Here is an 18557-nt window from a genome sequence, read left to right as displayed (position 1 = left end):
CCTCGGGTCGCCGATGAATCGGCTCCTACAAAAAGGCGGGGTGCCGTGGGCCCGGTAGAATCGCGGTCTTTCGCTGCAGGCCATCCCATGCCCTACACCCCCATTGTCGCCACCCTCGGCTACGTGCTCTCGCCCGATCGCAAGCGGGTGCTGATGGTCCACCGCAACGCGCGGCCGGACGACCACCAGCTGGGCAAGTACAACGGCCTGGGCGGCAAGATCGAGCGCGACGAGGACGTGGTCGCCTGCATGCGCCGCGAGATCCGCGAGGAGGCCGGGATCGAGTGCGAGTCGATGCAGTTGCGGGGCACGATCAGCTGGCCGGGCTTCGGCAGGAACGGGGAGGACTGGCTCGGCTTCGTCTTCGTCATCGATGCCTTCAGCGGCACGCCGCTGGAGCGCAACCCGGAGGGCACGCTGGAGTGGGTCGAGGTGGAGCGGATCCTGGAGCTGCCGCTGTGGGACGGCGACCGCCAGTTCCTGCCGCTGGTGTTCGACGCCGATCCGCGTGCATTCCACGGGGTGATGCCGTACCGCGACGGCAGGATGCAGTCATGGCACTGGTCGCGCCTGTGAGTGGATGTTCCACGACCTGAGCGCTTGTCCACACCGGGTGTGGATGAAATCTGGAAAACGGTGTGGATAACCGCCGCGGCGCCTTGCGTGGCAACGCTGTCAAGATGCATGGCGAAAATTTGACCAGGCCATGGCGGGCAGGTGCCCGGGTTCTCCACACCGGGTGTGGATGGCGGCGGGAGAAGCGTGTGGATAACCGCCGGAGCGCCTTGCCTGGCGGGCGCGTCAAGTAGGTTGGCGGAAAAATGACCAGCGCATGACGGCAGCCCTGCATGCCGGCGGAGGTTCCACGCGCCGGAAGTTCAGGCCTCGAGTTGCCGGCTGGGGTCGCTCAGTTCCAGTTCGCGCAGGACCACGCCGGCCTGCGTGCGGTTGCGCACGCCCAACCGCTCGAAGATCGCCGACAGGTGCGCCTTGACCGTGCGCTCCTGCACCTCGAGGCGGTCGGCGATCTGCTTGTTGAGCAGGCCCTGGGCGACCAGGGTGAGCACGCGGAACTGCTGCGGCGACAGGCTGGCCAGGCGCGCGGCCAGTTCGGTGTCCTGGTCCGAGGACTGCGCGCGCGCCACCGCCGCGCGCAGCGACGCCGGCAGCCACTGTTCGCAGGCCAGCACGCTGCGGATCGCATCGCGCAGCTCGTCCAGTCCCGAGCTCTTGGGCAGGTAGCCGGCGGCGCCATGGTCGAGCGCGCGCCGGACCACGCGCGGATCGTCGTTGGCCGATACCACCACCACCGCCACCTCGGGGAACTGCGCGCGGATCGCCGCCAGCCCGGCCAGGCCGTGGTTGCCGGGCATGTGCAGGTCCAGCAGGACCAGGTCCACGTCGCCGCGCGACTCCAGCGCGGCCAGCACGCCGTCGAGCGATTCGGCCTCCAGCACCTGCAGCTGGGCCACGGCGTCGGCCGCGGCACCGCGCAGGGCGGCGCGGAACAGAGGGTGGTCGTCGGCGATCAGCAGGGTCGGCATCGGGCGGCGCGGTTACTGCACCGTCCAGCCGCCGTCCAGCACCAGCGTCTGCCCGGTCATGTTGCGCGCGGCCGGCGAGATGAGGAATGCGGTGGTGCCGGCCAGTTCGTCCATCTCGATGAACACGCCCTTGGGCATCGGCTTGAGCATCACCTGGCTGACCACGTCGGCCTCGGAGATGCCACGGGTGCGGGCCTGGTCGGCGATCTGCCGGTCCACCAGCGGGGTCTTCACGTAGCTGGGGCAGATCGTGTTGATGGTGATGTCGGTGTCGGCGGTCTCCAGCGCGATGACCTTGGAAAAGCCAACCAGGCCGTGCTTGGCCGCGATGTAGGCGCTCTTGTACGGGCTGGCGACGAGGGCGTGGATGCTGCCGATGTTGACGATCCGGCCGAAGCCGCGCTCGCGCATGCCCGGCAGCACCGCGCGGGTGAGGCGGGCCACGCCGACCAGCATCACCTGGACCAGGAAGTCCCACTTGGCAAGCGGGAACTCCTCCAGCGGCGAGACGTGCTGCAGGCCGGCGTTGTTCACCAGCACGTCCACCGGACGCGAGATCGCCGCCAGCGCCGCGGCCACGCTCTGGTCGGAGGTCACGTCCAGCGCCACCGCTTCGGCCGAGTCGCCCTTGCCGCGGATGTCGGCGGCGGTCGCTTCGGCGGCGTCCAGGGCCAGGTCGCTGACGATGACATGGTGGCCGGCGGCGGCCAGTTCATGGGCGATGCCGGCGCCGATACCGCTGGCCGCGCCGGTGATGAGGATGCTGCGCATGGGAGTGTCCGGGCTGGGCGATCTGTCAGGGCCAGCTTAGCAAGCCATGCCCAGCCGGGCTTGGTACCAAAGTACGATGACGGCCGGCCGGCGCGGCCGGTAGCGTGCCAGCATCCCTCATGCCGGGTCCCGCGATGACACGCCTGCCGCGCCTACCGTTCCTGACCATGTTCACCAGCCTGCTCGGTGCCAGCGTGCTGGCCGCCTGCAGCAGTGCTTCCCCCCGCGACAGTGCCGCCGGGTCGGCCCATCCCATGATCGAACCGCAACGCGTCACCGAACATCGCGGCAGCGACGACCTGCTCACCGCCGGCCTGGGGCTGGACGGCCTGCGCGCGATGGCGCCACCGGCGTTTGCCGACGCGGACAATCCGACCGCGGCCGAGCTGCGCCGGCGCGCGATCTGGGCCAACTGGCGCGGCATCGCCGACCTGTCGCCGGCGGGCGGCTACGGCACGGTGTACGGCAGCGTCGCTCCGGTGCCGGGGCGGGAGTATTCGGCGCTGGCCACCTTGCCCGGCGCGACCCAGCCGCACCGGGTGCTGGTGCAGGTGCCGGACGCGTTCCACCCGCAGAGGCGCTGCGTGGTCGTGGCACCGGCCTCCGGTTCGCGCGGCGTGTATGGCGCGATCGCCGTGGCCGGTCCGTGGGCGCTGCCGAAGGGCTGCGCGGTGGCCTACACCGACAAGGGTGCCGGCACCGACTATGTCGACCTGGACGCGGGCATCGGCGTGCGCCTGGACGGCACGCCGGGTCGGATCGGCGAGGCCACCGACCTGGCCTTCGTGCCGCAGGTTCCTGCCGGTGCGAGCGGGGTGGCGTTCAAGCACGCCCATTCGCAGGACAACCCGGAGGCCGACTGGGGCCGGCACGTGCAGCAGGCGGCGCAGTTCGCGCTGTCGTCGCTGGACCGGGCCTTTCCGCACGCGGCGCCGTTCACCTTCGACAACACCCGCATCATCGCAGTCGGCATCTCCAACGGCGGCGGCGCGGTGCTGCGGGCGGCCGAACTGGATGGCGACTGGCTCGACGCGGTGGTGGCGGGCGAGCCGAACGTGTTCGTCGACGCCCATGGCGGCCGTCCGCTGTACGACTTCGCCACCGAGGCCGCGCTGCTGATGCCGTGCGCGCTGCTGCACCTGCCCGCCGACAGCCTGCCGCAGCCGCCGCTGCGGACCCAGGTCGAGCCGCTTTGGGCGCTGCGTTGCGCCACGCTGCAGGCCAGCGGGCTGGTGCAGGGCGGCGACACCGCCGCCCAGGCGCGCTCGGCCTACGAGCGGATGCGGGCCACCGGCTGGACGGACGAGGCCTTGAAGGCCGGCGCGCTGAGCGTGGGCTTCGACCTGTGGCGCTCGGTGGCGGTGACCTATGCCTCGGCCTACGGTCGCCATGGGGTGGGTGCGCATCCGTGCGGCTTCGCGTTCTCGGCGCAGAACCCGGACTTCAGTCCGCGCGCGGCCACTGCGGCCGAGCGTGGCGTGTGGTGGTCCGATGCGGCGGGCATCCCGCCGGGCAATGGCGTGGGCATCGTCGACGTGAAGCTGGCGCCGCCGGACTTCACCCGCGCCGGGCTGCAGTGCCTGCGCGACCTGTACGACGGCAAGGGCCAGGCCGCCGACGGCGTGCGCGCGGGCATCGCCGCCACGCGTGCGTCGATGCCGCGCGCCGACGTGCCGGTGCTGGTCGTGCATGGCACCGACGACGGGCTGGTGCCGCCGGCGTTCACCAGCGCGCCCTATGTGGCTGCCGCGCGCGAGGCGGGCCGCACGCAGGTGCGTTACTGGCAGGTGCGCAACGGCGAGCACTTCGATGCGTTCCTGGGACTGCCGGCCTACGGTGCGCGCTACGCGCCGATGCTCCCGTACGTGTACGCGGCGCTGGACCGGGTTGCGGCGCACCTGGACGGGGAGGGCGGCTTGCCTGCCGATGCGGTGATCGAGGCGCGCGGTCGTGGCGCCGGCGCGGTGGAGGCCGCGCAGCTGCCGATGCCGCGCTGAGCGCCGGATGCGCCTGCGGGCTCGCGGGTGCCTCATCGGGTGGGAGCAAAGCGCACCGGCACCGGTTTCCGTGACGCTGTGCTTGCCGGGCGAGGGTCGAGGCAAAAGCGCCGCGCGTGGTCGGCTTCGGAGGGAGCCGCGCCAGGCCGGGGGGATTGCGGTCGGCGCGACGGCACCTCCCTGTGCCGACGCGCCGACGCGGACATCCCTGTCCGCTGCCGCAATCCCCCGGCCTGACGCGTCTTCGGGCGCGTCCGGATTGTGGCTCCGCTTAACAGCCCCACGGTCTGGCTCTTTGTAGGAGCGGGCATGACCGCGGCACCGACGCCGTCGGCCCAGGCGACGCCCTCATGATCCCGACGCCCGTGTCGCGGTCATGCCCGCTCCTACAGGAAAGCAGCCGGCGGCGAAGGCAGCCGGCCGCCAGCGACGTGCGGCGCTTTGCCCCTCCCTTTCGCCGCAGGCTAAGGGAGGGCTGGGAAGGGGGCTTTTGTCTTTGCGGTTTTCGTTGCGGTTGCTGTTGCGGTTGCGGTTGCCGTTGCCGTTGCCGTTGCAGTTGTCGTTGCCGTTGCTGTTGCTGTTGCTGTTGCTGTTGCCGCTCCGATCGCAGCCACGCACTCCAAGCCGCGAGGCCGCCGTGTCCCGGGGGTATGGCGCAAGTGGCACAGGGATGTGCCACGGCCCCTCGTAAAGGCAGGATGCCGTCCCGAGGGGTAAGCCATACCCCCGGGGCACGGCGGCCCCGTCCGGAGCCAACGACGCTTGCCTCTGCCTCTGCCTCTGCCTCTGCCTCTGCTTCTGCCTGGCTGTTGTGCCTTCAGCTTCCCGAAGTGCGGAAGGCCCGGGCAGTCCCAAGCCCACTCCGCCTCCACGCCGCCGCTGGGTATCCTGTCCCCGACCTCCGACCCGGGCGACCGCATGAACCGCCACTTCTCGATGCTGCGCGACTTCCAGCTGGCCGACTGGTTCACCCTGGCCAATGCCTTCTGCGGCACCGGCGCGATCTTCGCAGCGATGCGCTTCCTGCACGAGGGGCGGGTGGCGGACCTGCTGCTGGGCATGGCGCTGATCCCGCTGGCCTTCATCTTCGACGCGCTCGACGGGCGCATCGCGCGCTGGCGCAAGTCGTCCTCGACCCTGGGCCGGGAGCTGGATTCGCTGGCCGACGTGATCTCCTTCGGCGTGGCCCCGGCCGCGCTGGCCTACGCCTGCGGCATGCAGGGCGGCTGGGACTGGCTGGTGCTGTCGTACTTCGTCGGCTGCGGGGTCAGCCGGCTGGCCCGCTACAACGTCACCGCCGAGCAGCTGTCCGTCGGCGAGGACAAGGTGAAGTACTTCGAAGGCACGCCGATCCCGACCAGCCTGGCGCTGGTGGTGGTGCTGGCCGTGGCCGCCTCGCTGGGCCGGATCGGCGAGGACCTGTGGTGGGGCTACTGGCAGCTCGGTCCGTGGCGGCTGCACCCGCTGGTGCTGCTGTTCGCGCTGTCCGGCTCGCTGATGATCAGCAAGACCCTGCGCATTCCCAAGCCCTGAGCCGGGACCACGCCCCGCGACGGCGCGGGGCGCTAGAATCCTCCGCGTACGGGAGGATTCATGGCCAACGCACCCTTCGGGCAGTTTCCCGGCGACTTCGAGTCGCTGGCCCGGCAGTACTGGAACACCTGGAACGAGCTGCTCGGCCGGGGCGGGATGCCCGATGCCTGGGGGCTGGCCGGGGCCATGCCGCCGGGCCTGGGCGCCATGGGCATGGGCGCCGGGACCTACGACTGGTACCAGCGCATGCAGCGGCTGGCGGCCGACTTCAGCGGCGGCGGCAGCGCGGCGGACGTGGCCGGCGCCTGGCGCGAGATGATGGGCGGCCAGGCCGCCGATCCGTTTGCCGGCATGTTGCGTTCGATGCACGGCGGGCTGGCCGGTGGCGACTGGCTGGAGCAGATGCGCCCGCTGCTGGACATGCTGCTCAAGCCGCTGCGCCAGCAGGGCGCGGAGTGGCTGCAGCGGCCGGCCTTCGGCCCGGCGCGCGAGCACCAGGAACGGTTGCAGGCGCTGGCCCTGGCCTGGCAGCAATGGGAGCAGAGCAACGAGGCCTTCAACGCGCAGCTGGCGCAGGCCGGGCAGGCGGCGTTCGCGCGCTTCGAGCGGCTGCTCGAACAGCACGACGCCCCCGGCAAGCGGCTGGAGTCGGCGCGTGCGCTGTTTGACCTGTGGATCGACGCGGCCGAGGATGCCTGGGCCGACGTCGCGTTGTCGGCCGAGTACCGGCACGCGTACGCGGAGATGACCAACGCGCTGATGCGGCTGCGCTTGAAGCTGCAGCAGGAAGTCGAACAGTTCGGCGCGCTGCTGGGGCTGCCCGGACGCAGCGAGCTCGATGCGCTGCACCGCAAGGTCGCCGAGCTGGATCGCGCGCTGCATGCCGCGCGCCGGGCCAATGCGGCGCCACGCGCGGCGCAGGCCCCGGCAGGCCGTGCGCCCGCCGAGGCTGCCGAGGCCGCCGCGCAGGTGGCGCCGGCACGCACGACGAAGCCTGCTCCACGGCGAGCCGCCAAGCCGGTAGCGAAGGCGGCTGCGCCGGCCAAGACGGCGACAAAGCCGATCAGGTCAGCAAAGAAGGCGACGCCGACGGCGAAGGCGAATCCGGCTGCGAAGAAGCCGGGCAAGGCCACGGCCACACGCACATCCGTTACGGCCAAGCCAGCCGCGACGTCCCGGCGCAAGCCGGCAGCCGCCGCGCGCAAGCCGACATCGGCGGCCAAGGGGAAGGCACTTCCCGCGACGCCTGCCGACATGCCGCGCACGAACGAAGCGACGCCCGCGGTCGCCGCCGCGGCACGCAAGCCGGCGGGCACGGCGTCGCGCCGCGCGCCGGCCAAGGCGGCCGCCAAGCGGGTGCCGCAGGCATCGACCTCCACCGCGCGCAAGGCACGCGTGGCCAAGGCCGGAAGCGCGCGTGGGGGTAGTGCGACCGCCGGGACAGCCAAGCGCGGCAGCGTCCGCAAGGCCCAGCCGGCGACGGTGCCGGCTGCGGCCGGCAAGGTCGTGTCGATGAAGGACTGGGTCAGCCGCAACCTGGCCGCCACGCCTGCCGGCAGCGACGCGGGCGGCGGCAAGCGCAAGGGGCGTAGCCGATGAGCGCCGGATCGTTCGGGCCGTTGCAGTTCAATCCGCTGGACCTGGCCACCGAGGCCTGGGAGTTCCAGAAGCACCTGGCCGAAGGCACGCGGGTGCTGGGACAGGTCGAGGACGTGGAGTACGGCGCCACCGCCCGCGAGGAAGTGTGGCGCGACGGCAAGACCGTGCTGTACCGCTTCGTCGGCGACGCGCCGGCGAAGGCGAAGGGCCCGCCGCTGCTGATCGTCTACGCGCTGGTCAACCGGCCGTACATGGTCGACCTGCAGGCCGACCGCTCGCTGGTCAAGGGCCTGCTGGCGCTGGGCCTGGACGTGTACGTGATCGACTGGGGCTATCCGGACCGCTCGGACCGCTACCTGACCCTGGACGACTACATCAACCGCTACATCGACGGCGCGGTCGACCACCTGGCCGCCACGCGCGGCGGCCCGGTCAACCTGCTGGGCGTGTGCCAGGGCGGGGCCTTCTCGCTGTGCTACGCCGCGCTGCACCCGGAGAAGGTGCGCAACCTGGTGACCATGGTCACCCCGGTCGATTTCCAGACGCCCGACAACATGCTTTCCAGCTGGGTGCGCGAACTGGACGTGGACCTGTTCGTCGACGCGCTGGGCAATGTCCCGGCCGACCTGATGAACGCCAGCTACCTCATGCTCAAGCCGTTCCGGCTGAACCTGCAGAAGTACGTAGGCCTGGTCGACACGCTCGACAACCCGAAGGCGGTCGAGGATTTCCTGCGCATGGAGAAGTGGATCTTCGATTCGCCCGACCAGGCCGGCGAAGCCTTCCGCGACTTCATCAAGCAGTTCTACCAGGGCAACGCCTTCGTCAACGGCACCGCCCAGGTCGGCGGGCAGAAGGTGGACCTGGGCTTCGTCGGCATGCCGGTGCTGAACATCTACGCCGAGCAGGACCACCTGGTGCCACCGGACGCCTCGCGCGCGCTGGCCGGCCTGGTGGGCAGCGAGGATTACACCGAGCTCGGCTTCAAGGGCGGGCATATCGGCATCTACGTCTCCAGCCGCGCCCAGCGCGAGGTGCCGGCGGCGATCCACCGCTGGCTGTCCACCCGCGGCGGCACCTGATGCGCTCGCGCCCGGCGCCGCGCGCTCGCGGCGCCCGCGCGCTCGCGGCGCTGCCGTGGCTGCTCGTCGCCTGCCTGCCGGCAATGGTGCATGCGCAGCCAGCGGTGCCGACTCCCGCCGCGGTGGCCGACAGCGAGGTCCGCGCACTGATCGCCGCGATCGGCCAGTCCGGCTGCCGCTTCCAGCGCAATGGCCACTGGCACGATGCCGCACGCGCCCAGGCGCACCTGCAGCGCAAATACGATTACGCCCGACGCAGGCAGCTGGCCGGCGACGCGGAAACGTTCATCGACCAGGCCGCCACCCGCAGCAGCTTCAGCGGACGGCCCTACCGGGTGGCCTGCCCGGGCCAGCCGGAGGTCGATGCCGGCGACTGGCTCCGCGCGCGCCTGGATTCACTGCGTGGCCGGCCAGCGCCGCGCTAGACTGGCCACGCCAGCCCGACGGAGACCGCGCATGAACGCAAGCAACGCCAGTCCCGGACTGTCCCGCTCGCTCAACGACCGCATGATCGCCGGGGTGATGGGCGGCATCGCCCACCGCTATGGCTGGAGCTCGACCTGGCTGCGGATCCTGTACGTGATCGGATCGCTGCTGTCGGCCGCCTTCCCGGGCATCCTGGTCTACCTCGTGCTGTGGTTGCTGATCCCCAACGAAGCCGACTGACCGGCGACGGCGCAGGGGTGCCGCGGCGCCGGCACTGGCTGTTCTGGCCGGGCATGGTCGCCGGCATCGCCTGGGCTTCGCCGTGGACGCTGCTCGGCCTGCTGGCGGGCCTGGCCGGCATGCCCGCCGGTGCGAGGCCGCGCTTCAGCGTCCGCGATCGCGCGCTGGTATTCGTCCGCTGGCCCTGGGGGCCGGGCGGGGCGATGACGCTGGGCAACGTGGTGCTGGCCACCGGCCATGACCTCGAAGCCACCTGCCTGACCTACGAGCATCGCGCTGGCCGCTGCTCGCATCCGCAGGTGCGGCTGGGCGACCACGAGCGCGCGCATGTCTACCAATACATGTTGCTGGGCCCGCTGTTCGTACCGGTGTACTTCCTGTGCGGCGGCATCTCGGTGCGCAATCCGTTCGAACGCGCGGCCGACCACTACGCGATCCACGGTCGCGGCTGGTGGCCATGGACGCCGCGCTCACTGGTCTGAATCGCGCCTGATCGCGGACAACCGAAACCTGCGCGTCAGCGCGGCGAAACATGCGGTTCCTATCCTCTGTTGCACATGGTGCTAACGGCGCATCCGGCACACTGCCGCGCATCGACCGACAGCAACTAACAAGAACAAGAGGAACGGCCGAATGAGCATCGTCCTTTACGTGGGTGGCAGCAAGGATGGCACCCGTGGCTTCATGCCGCACGGCTTCACCAAGTCGATGCTGGAAACCGTCGAATACGGACGCGAGATCTACGTCGAGCGCATCGTCCGCCTGGCCCGTTACGGCACGGTGCGGATCATGGCGCTGGAGTCGCTGTGCGAGGACCTGATCGCCGGCCTGGTCTCCAGGCACTACGACGCGGCGGCGGCTGCCTGAGGAACTGCAGCGCCGGGCTGGGACGCGGTCGCCCGCGACCGGCCAGCGAAGACGTCCCCGCGAACCGGGGTAATCACGCGCTGCCCAGCCTGGATACCGCCTGGATGCGATCCAGCCACAGGTACCGCGGCGGCGCATCGCCAGCCAGTGGCTCCAGCCGCAGCAGGGCGGTGTAGCCTTGGCTGCCGTCGCGCTCGCGGAACACCTGCAGCGACGGTCGCACCGCGACCACGCCCTCGACCAGCTGCCCATCGTCCAGCGTCAACCGGACCTGCTCCTCGTCGTCCAGGGCCAGGATCAATGCGTTGAGGTGGGCCACGGCGGCGTCGCCGGCGAGCAGGCGTTCGGGGTGCTCGTTCATGCGCATCTCCGTGTCGGCGGATGCGGCAACGATGCACCCGCGGGCGCAAGGGCCGCGTGAGGGGCCGCGCAGAAAAACAGAAGGCCAGGCTGCGAAGCCTGGCCCTTTGCCCTTGCGTGGTGCCGAAGGTGGGACTCGAACCCACACGGTTTTAAGGCCGGCGGATTTTGAGTCCGCTGCGTCTACCATTCCGCCACTTCGGCGCGGGCCGGCAGTATAGCGGCCGCGGCGGGGAGGCGGCTATCGGCCCGCGTCTGTGCCCAGCAGGCGCTCTTCCCGGCGCATCCAGCCGCCATCGCCCGCGCAGGGAGCGTCGGCGTCCTCCGGCACGAACACGTGGCAGCGCAGCAGCGGGCGCTGGTAGACGTGCAGGGAGACGGCGATGCCGGCGTCGCTGGGGTTGCGGATCGCGTGGTACTCGTGCGGCGGGATCAGGCTGCCGGCGCTGCCGGGCCCGGCCTCGATGTCGCCCATGCGGATGAAGCGCCAGCGTCCGTCCCGGCGCTCGCGCGGTTCGTACTGGGTGATCGCCAGACGGCCATGCCAGACGCCTTCCACGCACCAGGCGCCATCGTGGTCATGGATGCGCGTGCCCTGGCCCGGCCCCCAGGTCATGGCGACCACGCTGTAGCCCAGCTCCGGGCTGACGTGCAGTTCGCGGCGCGCATAGTGGTCGGCGATGGGTTCGAGCACGCTGCGCGGCAGGCCGACTTCGCGGTCGGCGAACAGGGCGACCAGGGCCTGCCGCAGGGCGGTGGTGATGGCGTGCTCCTCGTCCAGCCGCACCGCCGCATCGAGCGCCGCGACCAGTTTTTCCTTGCCGGTGAAATGCACGGGACGGGTCTTGTCGGGACAGGCGGGCAGGGTAGCGGCGCGTCCGTTAGCGAAATGTTTCCCGTGCAACCGTGCTCAGAGGCGGTCGAGGAACCCGCGCACCGCCGGGCCGAAGCGTTCGAAGTCGACCAGGAACGCGTCGTGACCCTGCGGCGAATCCATGCCGATGAACTCCGCTTCCGCGCCACCGCGGGCCAGTCCTTCGGCCACTTCCTGCTGCTGCTGGACCGGGAACAGGATGTCGGTGTTGGCGCCGATCGCCAGCGCCTGTTCGACGCCGTTGCCGGCCAGCGCGGCCAGTGCGGCCAGGGTGTCGCCCCCGGCCTGGTCGGCCAGGTCGAACCAGTCCATCGAGCGGCTCAGGTAGAGGTAGGAGTTGGGGTCGTACCGCCGGACGAACCGGCGCGCGTGGCCTTCCAGGTAGCTTTCCACCTGGAATTCCAGGCCGAACGGATCGTCCTCGGCGCTGGCGGATTCGTCCAGGCGCACGCGGCCGAAGCGGCCGTCCCATTCCAGCGCCGAGCGGTAGGTGATCACGCCCAGTTTGCGTGCGATGCGCATGCCCGATTCGGGGTAGGTGGCGTCGTCGTACTCGCCGCCGTTCCAGTTCGGATCCAGGCGGATGGCCTCGCGCTGCAGCGAGCGCACGGCGATGGAAAACGGCAGCGCGCGCGCGCTGCCGGAGATGTTGATGTGCGCGCGCGCGATGCGCCGGTGGCGCGCCAGCAGCGACAGCGCGGTCATCCCGCCCATCGAATTGCCGATCACGCAGGCCAGCCGCTCGATGCCCAGCCCGCGCACCACTTCGGCGGCCGCGTCGGCGATGTCCTCGATCGACAGCTCGGGGAACGAGAGCAGGTAAGCCTGGCCGGTGGCCGGGTCGATCGAGGCCGGGCCGGTGGAGCCCTTGCAGCTGCCCAGCGAGTTGACGCAGACCACGAACCAGCGGTCGCTGTCGATCGGCTTGCCCGGTCCGAGCATCGCCTCCCACCAGCCGGGCGTCGGGTCGGCCGCGCTCGACGCCGCGTGCGCGTCGGGCGACAGCCCGGTCAGTATGAGCACCGCGTTGTCGCGCGCCGGCGACAGCGTGCCCCAGGTTTCATAGGCGATCCGAGCGCCATGCAGCACGCCGCCTCGCTTCATCGGGAACGGCGAAGCCAGCGCGTGGAAGCGGCTGCCGGGCGGAATGAACTCGTGGGGGTGAGCCGGGGACATAGGGGCCGGAGTGTACCGGCATCGGCGCGCTTGTCGCAGCGGAGCGGCGGGAAGGTGAGTCCCGCAAGCGGTGGCCGGCGGATGCGGAGCGGGGCTCGGCCTTCGTAGAGCGGGGCTTGCCCCGCTTTGGAGGCGACGAAGCCGGGATGGAGAGATAGCGGGGCAAGCCCCGCTCTACGATGCGTCGTGTTACGGGTGGGCGGTGCCGATCACCAGGTCCACCGGCTGTGCGGCGGGCAGGGTCACGCGCACCGGTTCCGATTCCAGGTCGCCTTCACCGCGGTTGGCGCTGCCGCTGGCCGACACCCGGGCCAGCACCTCCACTTCCTGCAGCGACGACAGCTTCTGGGTCGGCATCGGGCTGTCGGCATCGTCCAGCAGCACTTGCAGCGGCAGGTCCTGCAACGCGTGGCGTTCCACCGCCACCGGCATCGGCGGGCCGCCGGGCACGCGCGCGATCACGAACACGGTGGCGTCGCCGCGCAGCCGCACGCGTTCGGCGAACGCCGGGTCCAGCGAGACCTTCACCGCCAGCCCGTGCGGCGGGGCCGCGGCCCCGCCGGTATCGGCGCCAGCGGCAGCGATGCCGGCGTCGCCGGCGGCAGGCAAGGGCGGCAGCCCGGCTTCGGCGCGCGCCTGGTCGATCTGCACGCGCAGGCTGGCGGCGGTGGCCGCGTCGACCGAACCGAGCAGGGACTCCCAGGTCCGGGCCGCTTCCGCGTTCTGGCCGGCCTGGCGCTGCGAGACGCCCAGGAACCAGGTTGCGCGCGAGGTGCTCGGGTCGCGCTCCAGCGCACGGCGCAGCCAGGCCACCGCCTGTTCGTCGAAGCGGCGCTGCGGATCGGCCAGGGCGCGCGATTCGGCCGCGTCGACCAGCAGCGCGGGCTCGTCCGGCGCCAGCTGCACGGCACGCGCATACGCGTCGCGCGCGGCGATCGGGTTGCCCAGCGCGGCCTGCGAGCGGGCCAGCAGCGCCCAGCCCTCCGGCTGGTTCGGGTTGCGCTCCAGTTCGGCCTGCAACTCCAGCACGGCGTCTTCCAGGCTCTGCGAGGGCGCGGTGGCCGCGGACTGCTGCAGCGCCGCCGGCGTACCGACCAGCCGGTAGAGGGCCAGCACGCCCACGCCCAGCACGAGCACGATCGCCGCCCAGGCCAGCGCGCGCTGGCGCCGCAGCGGCCACAGGACCCAGGCCAGCACGCCCAGGATGACGGCGGTGGCCAGCGCGGCGAATACCGCGGTCGTGGGGATCACCATTCCTGGTCTCCGTCGCCCTGCTGCGGACCGTGCGCGTCGCGCGCCTGCGCGGGGGGGGCGGCCGAGCGCCGGCGAACGATCCACCACACCATTGCCGTGCCGCCGAGCAGCACCAGGCCCGGGCCGAACCACAGCAGCCAGGTGCTGGCGGCGACCTGGGGGCGGTACAGCACGAACTGGCCGTAGCGCTCGACCAGGAATGCCTTCACTTCCGCGTCGGACTTGCCCTGGCGCATCAGCGCCAGCACTTCGCGGCGCATGTCCTGGGCGATCTGCGCGTTGGAATCGGCCAGCGACTGGTTCTGGCACATCACGCAGCGCAGCTCGGCGGTCAGTGCGTGGAAGCGGGCTTCCTCGGCGGTGCTGTCGAACACCAGTGGCGCGGCGTCGCCGGCCGGCTGCGCCCGCGCGCCGTCCATGCCCGCTGCGCAGGCCAGGACGATGAATGCGGCCAGGACGCCCTCGAGTACGGCCGCAGGCAGCGCGAGCACGCGTCGGGTCACTGCGCGCGCTCCACCTGTTCCAGCGCCGGCAGCAGCCGGGTGGCGACGACCTCGTCGGTCAGCGGCCCGGTGTGCTTCCAGCGGACGATGCCGCTGCCGTCGACCAGGAAGGTCTCCGGCGCGCCGGCCACGCCCCAGTCCAGCGCATAGCGGCCTTCCTGGTCGGCGAGCACGACGAAGAACGGGTTGCCGAACTGCTCCAGCCAGCGCAACGCATCGGCCGGTTCGTCCTTCCAGTTGTAGCCGACCACGCGCACGCGGCGGGTCTCGGCGAACTTCGTCAGCACCGGGTGCTCGTCGCGGCAGGCCGCGCACCAGCTGCCCCACACGTTGAGCAGGTAGGGTGCGCCGCGCAGGTCGGCGGCGGCGATCGTCACCGATGGGTCATGCAGGACCGGCAGCACGAAATCCGGCGCGGGACGGTTGATCAGCGCCGAGGGCAGCACGTCGCGGTCGGCATCGCCCGAGCGCATCACCCCGTAGGCCATCAGGCCGAGCAGGCCTATGAAGAACAGGGCGCCGATGACCACGGCGACCACCGGCAGTCCCTGGGGCTTCTGGGCGTCGCCGCCGTGCGGTGCGTTCATGCGCAGGTCCTCATGTGGCGGTCTCCTGGGGGAGCCGGCGGAAGCGGCGGTCGGCCGCGGTCAACAGGCCGCCGAGCGCCATCAGCAGCGCGCCGGCCCAGATCCAGCGGATGAAGGGCTTCAGGTGCACCCGCACCGCCCAGGCATCCTCGCCCAGCGATTCGCCCAGCGCCACGAAGACATCGCCGGTGAAGCCCGGACGGATGCCCGCTTCGGTCAGCACCTGGCCGCCGCTGGCGTAGGCACGCTTTTCCGGGTGCAGCAGCTCCAGTTCGCGGCCGCCGCGCAGCACCTGCACGTGGCCGCGGTCGGACAGGTAGTTCGGCCCCTGGGTCTGGTCCACGCCCTGGAACACGAACGTATAGCCACCGACCTGCAGCGACTGGCCCGGCTTGAGCGCGACTTCGCGCTGCACGTTCTGCGCCTCCACCAGGAGCGCGCCGGCCAGGAACACGCCGATGCCGAGGTGGGCCAGGGTCATGCCCCACATCTCGGCGGTCATGCGGCCGCCATTGCCCAGCCGGCTCCAGACGAAACGCAGCGTGCCCAGCCCGATCCAGGCCGCGCCGGCCACGCCCACCGCGGTCTTCCACGGACCCTGCGGCGCGGTGAAGTACGCGGCCACGCCCAGGCCCACGGCGACGCCCAGCCAGGGCAGCAGCATCGCCAGCACCCGCGAGGGCTGGTCGCGCTGCCAGCGGGTCAGCGGGCCGAACGGCACCAGTGCCACCAGCGGCGCCATCAGTACCAGGAACAGCATGCCGAAGTAGGGCGGCCCGACCGAGATCTTGCCCAGGCCCAGCGCATCGGCGATCAGCGGATACAGCGTGCCCAGCAGGATCATCGCGCAGGCGCAGGTCAGCAGCAGGTTGTTGAGCAGCAACAGGGTCTCGCGCGAGGCGGGCTGGAATCCGGCGCCGGCCTGCAGCCGGCCGGCGCGCAGTGCGTACAGCAGCAGCGAGCCGCCGATGACCAGGCTGAGGAAAACCAGGATGAACAGGCCGCGCGAGGGGTCGGCGGCGAACGAGTGCACGCTGGTCAGCACGCCCGAACGCACCAGGAAGGTCCCCATCAGCGACAGCGAGAACGCGGCGATCGCCAGCAGCAGGGTCCAGCCGGCGAAGCTGCCGCGCTTCTCGGTCACCGCCTGCGAGTGGATCAGTGCCGCGCCGACCAGCCAGGGCATGAAGGCCGCGTTCTCGACCGGATCCCAGAACCACCAGCCGCCCCAGCCCAGCTCGTAGTAGGCCCACCAGCTCCCCAGGCCGATGCCCACGGTCAGGAACGCCCAGGCCACGTTCGTACACGGCCGCGTCCAGCGCAGCCAGCGCGCGTCCACGCGTCCGTCCAGCAGCGCGGCGATGGCGAAGGCGAACGGCACCGAGAAGCCGGCCCAGCCGATGTACTGCATCGGCGGGTGGATGATCATCCCCGGGTCCTGCAGCAGCGGATTGAGGTCCTGACCCTCCAGCGGTGCCGGCAGCAGGCGCACGAACGGGTTGGAGGTGAAGATCAGGAACGCCAGGAAGCCGAAGCCGACGATGCCCAGCGTGCCCAGTACGCGCGCCACCACCGGCTGCGGCAGGCGTTGCGAGAACAGCGCCACCGCGCCGTTCCAGCACGCCAGGATCAGCGTCCACAGCAGCAACGAACCTTCGTGCGAGCCCCACACCGCGGTGTAGCGGTAGACCATCGGCAGCAGCGTGTTGGAGTTCACCGCCACGTAGCGGACCGAGAAATCCTGGACCACGAAGGCCCAGGTCAGGATCGCGTAGGCGCCGCCGATGAGCAGCAGCTGCGCATAGGCGGACGGGCGGGCGACGGCGATCCAGGCCGGGTTGCCGCGATGGGCGCCAGCCAGCGGCAGCACCGCCTGCAGCAGCGCCACCAGCAACGCCAGCGCCAGCAGTACCTGGCCGAGCTCAGGCAGCATCCGCGCCTCCCCCGACACCACGGCCATCGGCGCGGCCCGTCACCGCATGGCGGACGGCGCGCGCACCGCCACGGCCGCTTCCGGCCCGCATCGCGCCGGTCAAGGCGCGGACCCCGCCGCCGGCGCCTGCACGTCGTGCTTCTGGTGGGCCTTGCCCATCTTGTCGGCCACTTCCTTGGGCATGTAGGTCTCGTCGTGCTTGGCCAGCACGTTCTCGGCGACGAACACGCCATCCCGCATGCGCCCGGTGGCCACCACCGCCTGTCCTTCGCGGAACAGGTCGGGGAGGATGCCGGTGTAGACCACCGGCAGTTGCGCGTCGCCATCGGTGACCTTGAAGTGCGCATCCATCGAGCCGGGCGCGCGCTGGAACGAATCCTTCTCCACCATGCCACCCAGGCGGAAGCGGGCCTGGCCTGAGGCGACTTCGGCGCCGGCTTCGCCGCGCAGCACCTCGGCCGGCGTGTACAGGTAGGCCACGTTGCGTTGCAGGGCCATGGCCACCAGCGCGGTGGCAACGCCGGAGGCGAGCACGAGCAGGGCGACGAAGGCCAGGCGGCGGCGTCGGGTCGGGTTCATCGCTTCAGCTCCGCGGCCGGGTCGGCACGCGTGGCCGGCGTGCGTTCGCGGCGCGCACGCAGGCGCACCGCGCGCAGTTCGCGCCGCAGCTGCAGCCGCGGCGCCAGGAAATCCCACAGGAACACCAGCGCGAACACCGCATACGCGCCGACCAGGTAGGGCAGGTAGCTCACGCGGCCTCCTCGGCCAGCTTGCGCACCCAGTCCTTGCCCGCCTCGCGGCGCAGGTTGTCGGCGCGGGCGCGCGACAGCAGCGAACCGGCGAACCAGAACTTGGTGCCGGCCACCATCCACCATAGCGGCGCGACCATGCTCGGGTCCATGCTCGACTCGCCGAACACGCGGATCGTCTGGCCCTGGTGCAGCGAATCCCACCACTCCACCGAATAGCGGATCACCGGCAGCAGGGCGACGCCGACGATTGCCAGCAGGCCGGCCATGCGCGCCGAGGCGCGGCGGTCGTCGCCGGCGTGGTAAAGGCCGATCACCCCAAGGTACAGGAACAGCAGGATCAGCTCGGTGGTCAGGCGCGGGTCCCAGTCCCACCAGGTCCCCCACATCGGCTTGCCCCAGATCGAACCGGTGGCCAGGGTGATCACGGTGAAGGCCGCGCCGACCGGGGCGCAGGCCATGGCCAGGACCTCGCACAGCTTGATCCGCCAGACCAGGGCGATGGCCGCGTACAGCGCCATCAGCGCGAACACGAACATGCTCATCCAGGCCGCCGGCACGTGGATGTACAGGATCCGCGCGCTGTCGCCCTGCTGGTAGTCGGCCGGGACCACGAACAGCGCCTGCCACAGGCCCACCCCCATCACCAGCACCGCCGCCAGCCAGCACCACGGCGCCCAGCGCGCGGCGAAGCGGTCGAAGTACGGCGGCGAGCCGAGGAGGTGGAACCAGCGGATCACCGGGTTCATGGGAGGTATTGCATCGCTCGCGGTTGGCGCCGGCAGGCCACGGGGGCCGGCCGGACAGGCTGGACGTGCTGGTGTCCGGGGCATTTTTCCAGACTCCGCCCCCCGGGCCAAGCGAAACGCCTGGTCAAAGTGTCCGACCCGTTCAGGGCGGGCTGGCGCGGGCCAGGCGCACGGGAGCGTCCGGCTGCCGTCCGTCCGGTGGCAGCCATGGTGCGCCGGCGTGCCGGCAGTCGCATTGATCGCACGCAATCTCCCGGCTACCTGCCGTGCGGGCGACACGGCGGAAGGCACGCCTTTCCCGTAGAGCCGGGCT

21 protein-coding genes and 1 tRNA gene are annotated in these 18557 nt (G+C 71.3%); 9 read left to right on the top strand and 13 right to left on the bottom strand.

Annotation, left to right across the window (positions count from 1 at the left end; translation table 11 throughout):
- Positions 1-87 precede the first annotated feature (87 nt).
- The gene (locus CSC66_RS02370) at positions 88-576 is read left to right on the top strand and encodes an NUDIX hydrolase (protein WP_162375753.1); all 489 of its coding nucleotides are present in this window, start codon (positions 88-90) and stop codon (positions 574-576) included.
- 302 nt (positions 577-878) lie between these two features.
- Here CSC66_RS02370 and CSC66_RS02365 read toward each other — a convergent pair whose 3' ends face one another.
- Together CSC66_RS02365 and CSC66_RS02360 are read right to left on the bottom strand one after the other, a co-directional pair.
- Positions 879-1544: a response regulator transcription factor gene (locus CSC66_RS02365; RefSeq protein ID WP_162375752.1), complete on the bottom strand. Its 666-nt coding sequence runs from the start codon at positions 1542-1544 to the stop codon at positions 879-881.
- A 12-nt stretch (positions 1545-1556) separates the two neighbouring features.
- A complete protein-coding gene (locus CSC66_RS02360; RefSeq protein WP_162375751.1) occupies positions 1557-2315 on the bottom strand; it encodes a 3-hydroxybutyrate dehydrogenase in 759 nt (252 codons plus the stop codon).
- A gap of 134 nt (positions 2316-2449) precedes the next feature.
- Here CSC66_RS02360 and CSC66_RS02355 point away from each other — a divergent pair, with 134 nt between their 5' ends.
- The 8 genes from CSC66_RS02355 to CSC66_RS02320 all read left to right on the top strand — a co-directional run bounded on the left by CSC66_RS02355 (position 2450) and on the right by CSC66_RS02320 (position 10059).
- Positions 2450-4312 (top strand): D-(-)-3-hydroxybutyrate oligomer hydrolase, encoded by a 1863-nt coding sequence (locus CSC66_RS02355; RefSeq protein ID WP_238394213.1) that lies wholly within the window; start codon positions 2450-2452, stop codon positions 4310-4312.
- 918 nt (positions 4313-5230) lie between these two features.
- Entirely contained in the window at positions 5231-5845 is a 615-nt protein-coding gene (locus CSC66_RS02350) for a CDP-alcohol phosphatidyltransferase family protein (protein ID WP_162375750.1), read from the top strand.
- Positions 5846-5905: 60 nt separating this feature from the next.
- Positions 5906-7444 carry a poly(R)-hydroxyalkanoic acid synthase subunit PhaE gene (locus CSC66_RS02345; protein WP_162375749.1) on the top strand — a complete coding sequence of 513 codons (1539 nt, stop codon included), beginning with the start codon at positions 5906-5908 and terminating at the stop codon, positions 7442-7444.
- Positions 7441-8526 carry a class III poly(R)-hydroxyalkanoic acid synthase subunit PhaC gene (locus tag CSC66_RS02340; RefSeq protein WP_162375748.1) on the top strand — a complete coding sequence of 362 codons (1086 nt, stop codon included), beginning with the start codon at positions 7441-7443 and terminating at the stop codon, positions 8524-8526. The genes CSC66_RS02345 and CSC66_RS02340 overlap by 4 nt, the downstream gene beginning before the upstream one ends.
- The gene (locus tag CSC66_RS02335) at positions 8526-8951 is read left to right on the top strand and encodes a YfeK family protein (RefSeq protein WP_162375747.1); all 426 of its coding nucleotides are present in this window, start codon (positions 8526-8528) and stop codon (positions 8949-8951) included. The genes CSC66_RS02340 and CSC66_RS02335 overlap by 1 nt, the downstream gene beginning before the upstream one ends.
- A gap of 31 nt (positions 8952-8982) precedes the next feature.
- The gene (locus tag CSC66_RS02330) at positions 8983-9192 is read left to right on the top strand and encodes a PspC domain-containing protein (RefSeq protein ID WP_162375746.1); all 210 of its coding nucleotides are present in this window, start codon (positions 8983-8985) and stop codon (positions 9190-9192) included.
- Positions 9193-9245: 53 nt separating this feature from the next.
- Positions 9246-9674, top strand: coding sequence for a hypothetical protein (locus CSC66_RS02325; protein WP_162375806.1), 429 nt, complete (start codon positions 9246-9248; stop codon positions 9672-9674).
- Positions 9675-9825: 151 nt separating this feature from the next.
- A complete protein-coding gene (locus tag CSC66_RS02320) occupies positions 9826-10059 on the top strand; it encodes a hypothetical protein (protein ID WP_162375745.1) in 234 nt (77 codons plus the stop codon).
- A 73-nt stretch (positions 10060-10132) separates the two neighbouring features.
- Here the strand turns inward: CSC66_RS02320 and CSC66_RS02315 are convergent, their stop codons facing one another.
- The 11 genes from CSC66_RS02315 to CSC66_RS02265 all read right to left on the bottom strand — a co-directional run bounded on the left by CSC66_RS02315 (position 10133) and on the right by CSC66_RS02265 (position 18244).
- Positions 10133-10420, bottom strand: a complete 288-nt coding sequence (locus tag CSC66_RS02315) for a DUF3247 family protein (protein ID WP_162375744.1) — start codon at positions 10418-10420, stop codon at positions 10133-10135.
- A 117-nt stretch (positions 10421-10537) separates the two neighbouring features.
- Positions 10538-10623: transfer RNA gene (locus tag CSC66_RS02310), tRNA-Leu, on the bottom strand.
- Positions 10624-10660: 37 nt separating this feature from the next.
- Positions 10661-11254 carry a cysteine dioxygenase family protein gene (locus CSC66_RS02305; protein ID WP_162375743.1) on the bottom strand — a complete coding sequence of 198 codons (594 nt, stop codon included), beginning with the start codon at positions 11252-11254 and terminating at the stop codon, positions 10661-10663.
- Positions 11255-11329: 75 nt separating this feature from the next.
- Positions 11330-12469, bottom strand: a complete 1140-nt coding sequence (gene metX / locus CSC66_RS02300; protein WP_162375742.1) for a homoserine O-acetyltransferase MetX — start codon at positions 12467-12469, stop codon at positions 11330-11332.
- Positions 12470-12658: 189 nt separating this feature from the next.
- Entirely contained in the window at positions 12659-13723 is a 1065-nt protein-coding gene (locus CSC66_RS02295; protein ID WP_162375741.1) for a tetratricopeptide repeat protein, read from the bottom strand.
- Positions 13717-14142: a cytochrome c-type biogenesis protein gene (locus CSC66_RS02290; protein ID WP_162375805.1), complete on the bottom strand. Its 426-nt coding sequence runs from the start codon at positions 14140-14142 to the stop codon at positions 13717-13719. The genes CSC66_RS02295 and CSC66_RS02290 overlap by 7 nt, the downstream gene beginning before the upstream one ends.
- 80 nt (positions 14143-14222) lie before the next feature.
- Complete coding sequence (locus tag CSC66_RS02285) at positions 14223-14813, bottom strand: DsbE family thiol:disulfide interchange protein (RefSeq protein WP_162375740.1); 591 nt, start codon at positions 14811-14813, stop codon at positions 14223-14225.
- 10 nt (positions 14814-14823) lie between these two features.
- Positions 14824-16746 (bottom strand): heme lyase CcmF/NrfE family subunit, encoded by a 1923-nt coding sequence (locus CSC66_RS02280; protein WP_162375739.1) that lies wholly within the window; start codon positions 16744-16746, stop codon positions 14824-14826.
- A gap of 99 nt (positions 16747-16845) precedes the next feature.
- A complete protein-coding gene (gene ccmE, locus CSC66_RS02275; protein WP_162375738.1) occupies positions 16846-17325 on the bottom strand; it encodes a cytochrome c maturation protein CcmE in 480 nt (159 codons plus the stop codon).
- The gene (gene ccmD, locus CSC66_RS02270) at positions 17322-17498 is read right to left on the bottom strand and encodes a heme exporter protein CcmD (protein ID WP_162375737.1); all 177 of its coding nucleotides are present in this window, start codon (positions 17496-17498) and stop codon (positions 17322-17324) included. The genes ccmE and ccmD overlap by 4 nt, the downstream gene beginning before the upstream one ends.
- Positions 17495-18244: a heme ABC transporter permease gene (locus CSC66_RS02265; RefSeq protein ID WP_162375736.1), complete on the bottom strand. Its 750-nt coding sequence runs from the start codon at positions 18242-18244 to the stop codon at positions 17495-17497. Before CSC66_RS02265 ends, ccmD begins: the two co-directional genes overlap by 4 nt.
- Positions 18245-18557 lie beyond the last annotated feature (313 nt).

Origin of the sequence: Pseudoxanthomonas kaohsiungensis (assembly GCF_010211765.1) — a bacterium.
GTDB classification, from domain to species: domain Bacteria; phylum Pseudomonadota; class Gammaproteobacteria; order Xanthomonadales; family Xanthomonadaceae; genus Pseudoxanthomonas; species Pseudoxanthomonas kaohsiungensis.
The sequence above is the reverse complement of the archived record's forward strand: the minus strand, read 5'-3'. Positions and strand labels throughout refer to the sequence as shown.

What these genes read in the sequence shown, in the direction of transcription:
- CSC66_RS02370 (WP_162375753.1), top strand. Translation starts at nt 88, where the DNA reads ATGCCCTACACCCCCATTGTCGCCACCCTCGGCTACGTGCTCTCGCCC.
- CSC66_RS02365 (WP_162375752.1), bottom strand. Translation starts at nt 1,544, where the DNA reads ATGCCGACCCTGCTGATCGCCGACGACCACCCTCTGTTCCGCGCCGCC.
- CSC66_RS02360 (WP_162375751.1), bottom strand. Translation starts at nt 2,315, where the DNA reads ATGCGCAGCATCCTCATCACCGGCGCGGCCAGCGGTATCGGCGCCGGC.
- CSC66_RS02355 (WP_238394213.1), top strand. Translation starts at nt 2,450, where the DNA reads ATGACACGCCTGCCGCGCCTACCGTTCCTGACCATGTTCACCAGCCTG.
- CSC66_RS02350 (WP_162375750.1), top strand. Translation starts at nt 5,231, where the DNA reads ATGAACCGCCACTTCTCGATGCTGCGCGACTTCCAGCTGGCCGACTGG.
- CSC66_RS02345 (WP_162375749.1), top strand. Translation starts at nt 5,906, where the DNA reads ATGGCCAACGCACCCTTCGGGCAGTTTCCCGGCGACTTCGAGTCGCTG.
- CSC66_RS02340 (WP_162375748.1), top strand. Translation starts at nt 7,441, where the DNA reads ATGAGCGCCGGATCGTTCGGGCCGTTGCAGTTCAATCCGCTGGACCTG.
- CSC66_RS02335 (WP_162375747.1), top strand. Translation starts at nt 8,526, where the DNA reads ATGCGCTCGCGCCCGGCGCCGCGCGCTCGCGGCGCCCGCGCGCTCGCG.
- CSC66_RS02330 (WP_162375746.1), top strand. Translation starts at nt 8,983, where the DNA reads ATGAACGCAAGCAACGCCAGTCCCGGACTGTCCCGCTCGCTCAACGAC.
- CSC66_RS02325 (WP_162375806.1), top strand. Translation starts at nt 9,246, where the DNA reads ATGGTCGCCGGCATCGCCTGGGCTTCGCCGTGGACGCTGCTCGGCCTG.
- CSC66_RS02320 (WP_162375745.1), top strand. Translation starts at nt 9,826, where the DNA reads ATGAGCATCGTCCTTTACGTGGGTGGCAGCAAGGATGGCACCCGTGGC.
- CSC66_RS02315 (WP_162375744.1), bottom strand. Translation starts at nt 10,420, where the DNA reads ATGAACGAGCACCCCGAACGCCTGCTCGCCGGCGACGCCGCCGTGGCC.
- metX (WP_162375742.1), bottom strand. Translation starts at nt 12,469, where the DNA reads ATGTCCCCGGCTCACCCCCACGAGTTCATTCCGCCCGGCAGCCGCTTC.
- CSC66_RS02295 (WP_162375741.1), bottom strand. Translation starts at nt 13,723, where the DNA reads ATGGTGATCCCCACGACCGCGGTATTCGCCGCGCTGGCCACCGCCGTC.
- CSC66_RS02290 (WP_162375805.1), bottom strand. Translation starts at nt 14,142, where the DNA reads ATGGACGGCGCGCGGGCGCAGCCGGCCGGCGACGCCGCGCCACTGGTG.
- CSC66_RS02285 (WP_162375740.1), bottom strand. Translation starts at nt 14,813, where the DNA reads ATGAACGCACCGCACGGCGGCGACGCCCAGAAGCCCCAGGGACTGCCG.
- CSC66_RS02280 (WP_162375739.1), bottom strand. Translation starts at nt 16,746, where the DNA reads ATGCTGCCTGAGCTCGGCCAGGTACTGCTGGCGCTGGCGTTGCTGGTG.
- ccmE (WP_162375738.1), bottom strand. Translation starts at nt 17,325, where the DNA reads ATGAACCCGACCCGACGCCGCCGCCTGGCCTTCGTCGCCCTGCTCGTG.
- CSC66_RS02265 (WP_162375736.1), bottom strand. Translation starts at nt 18,244, where the DNA reads ATGAACCCGGTGATCCGCTGGTTCCACCTCCTCGGCTCGCCGCCGTAC.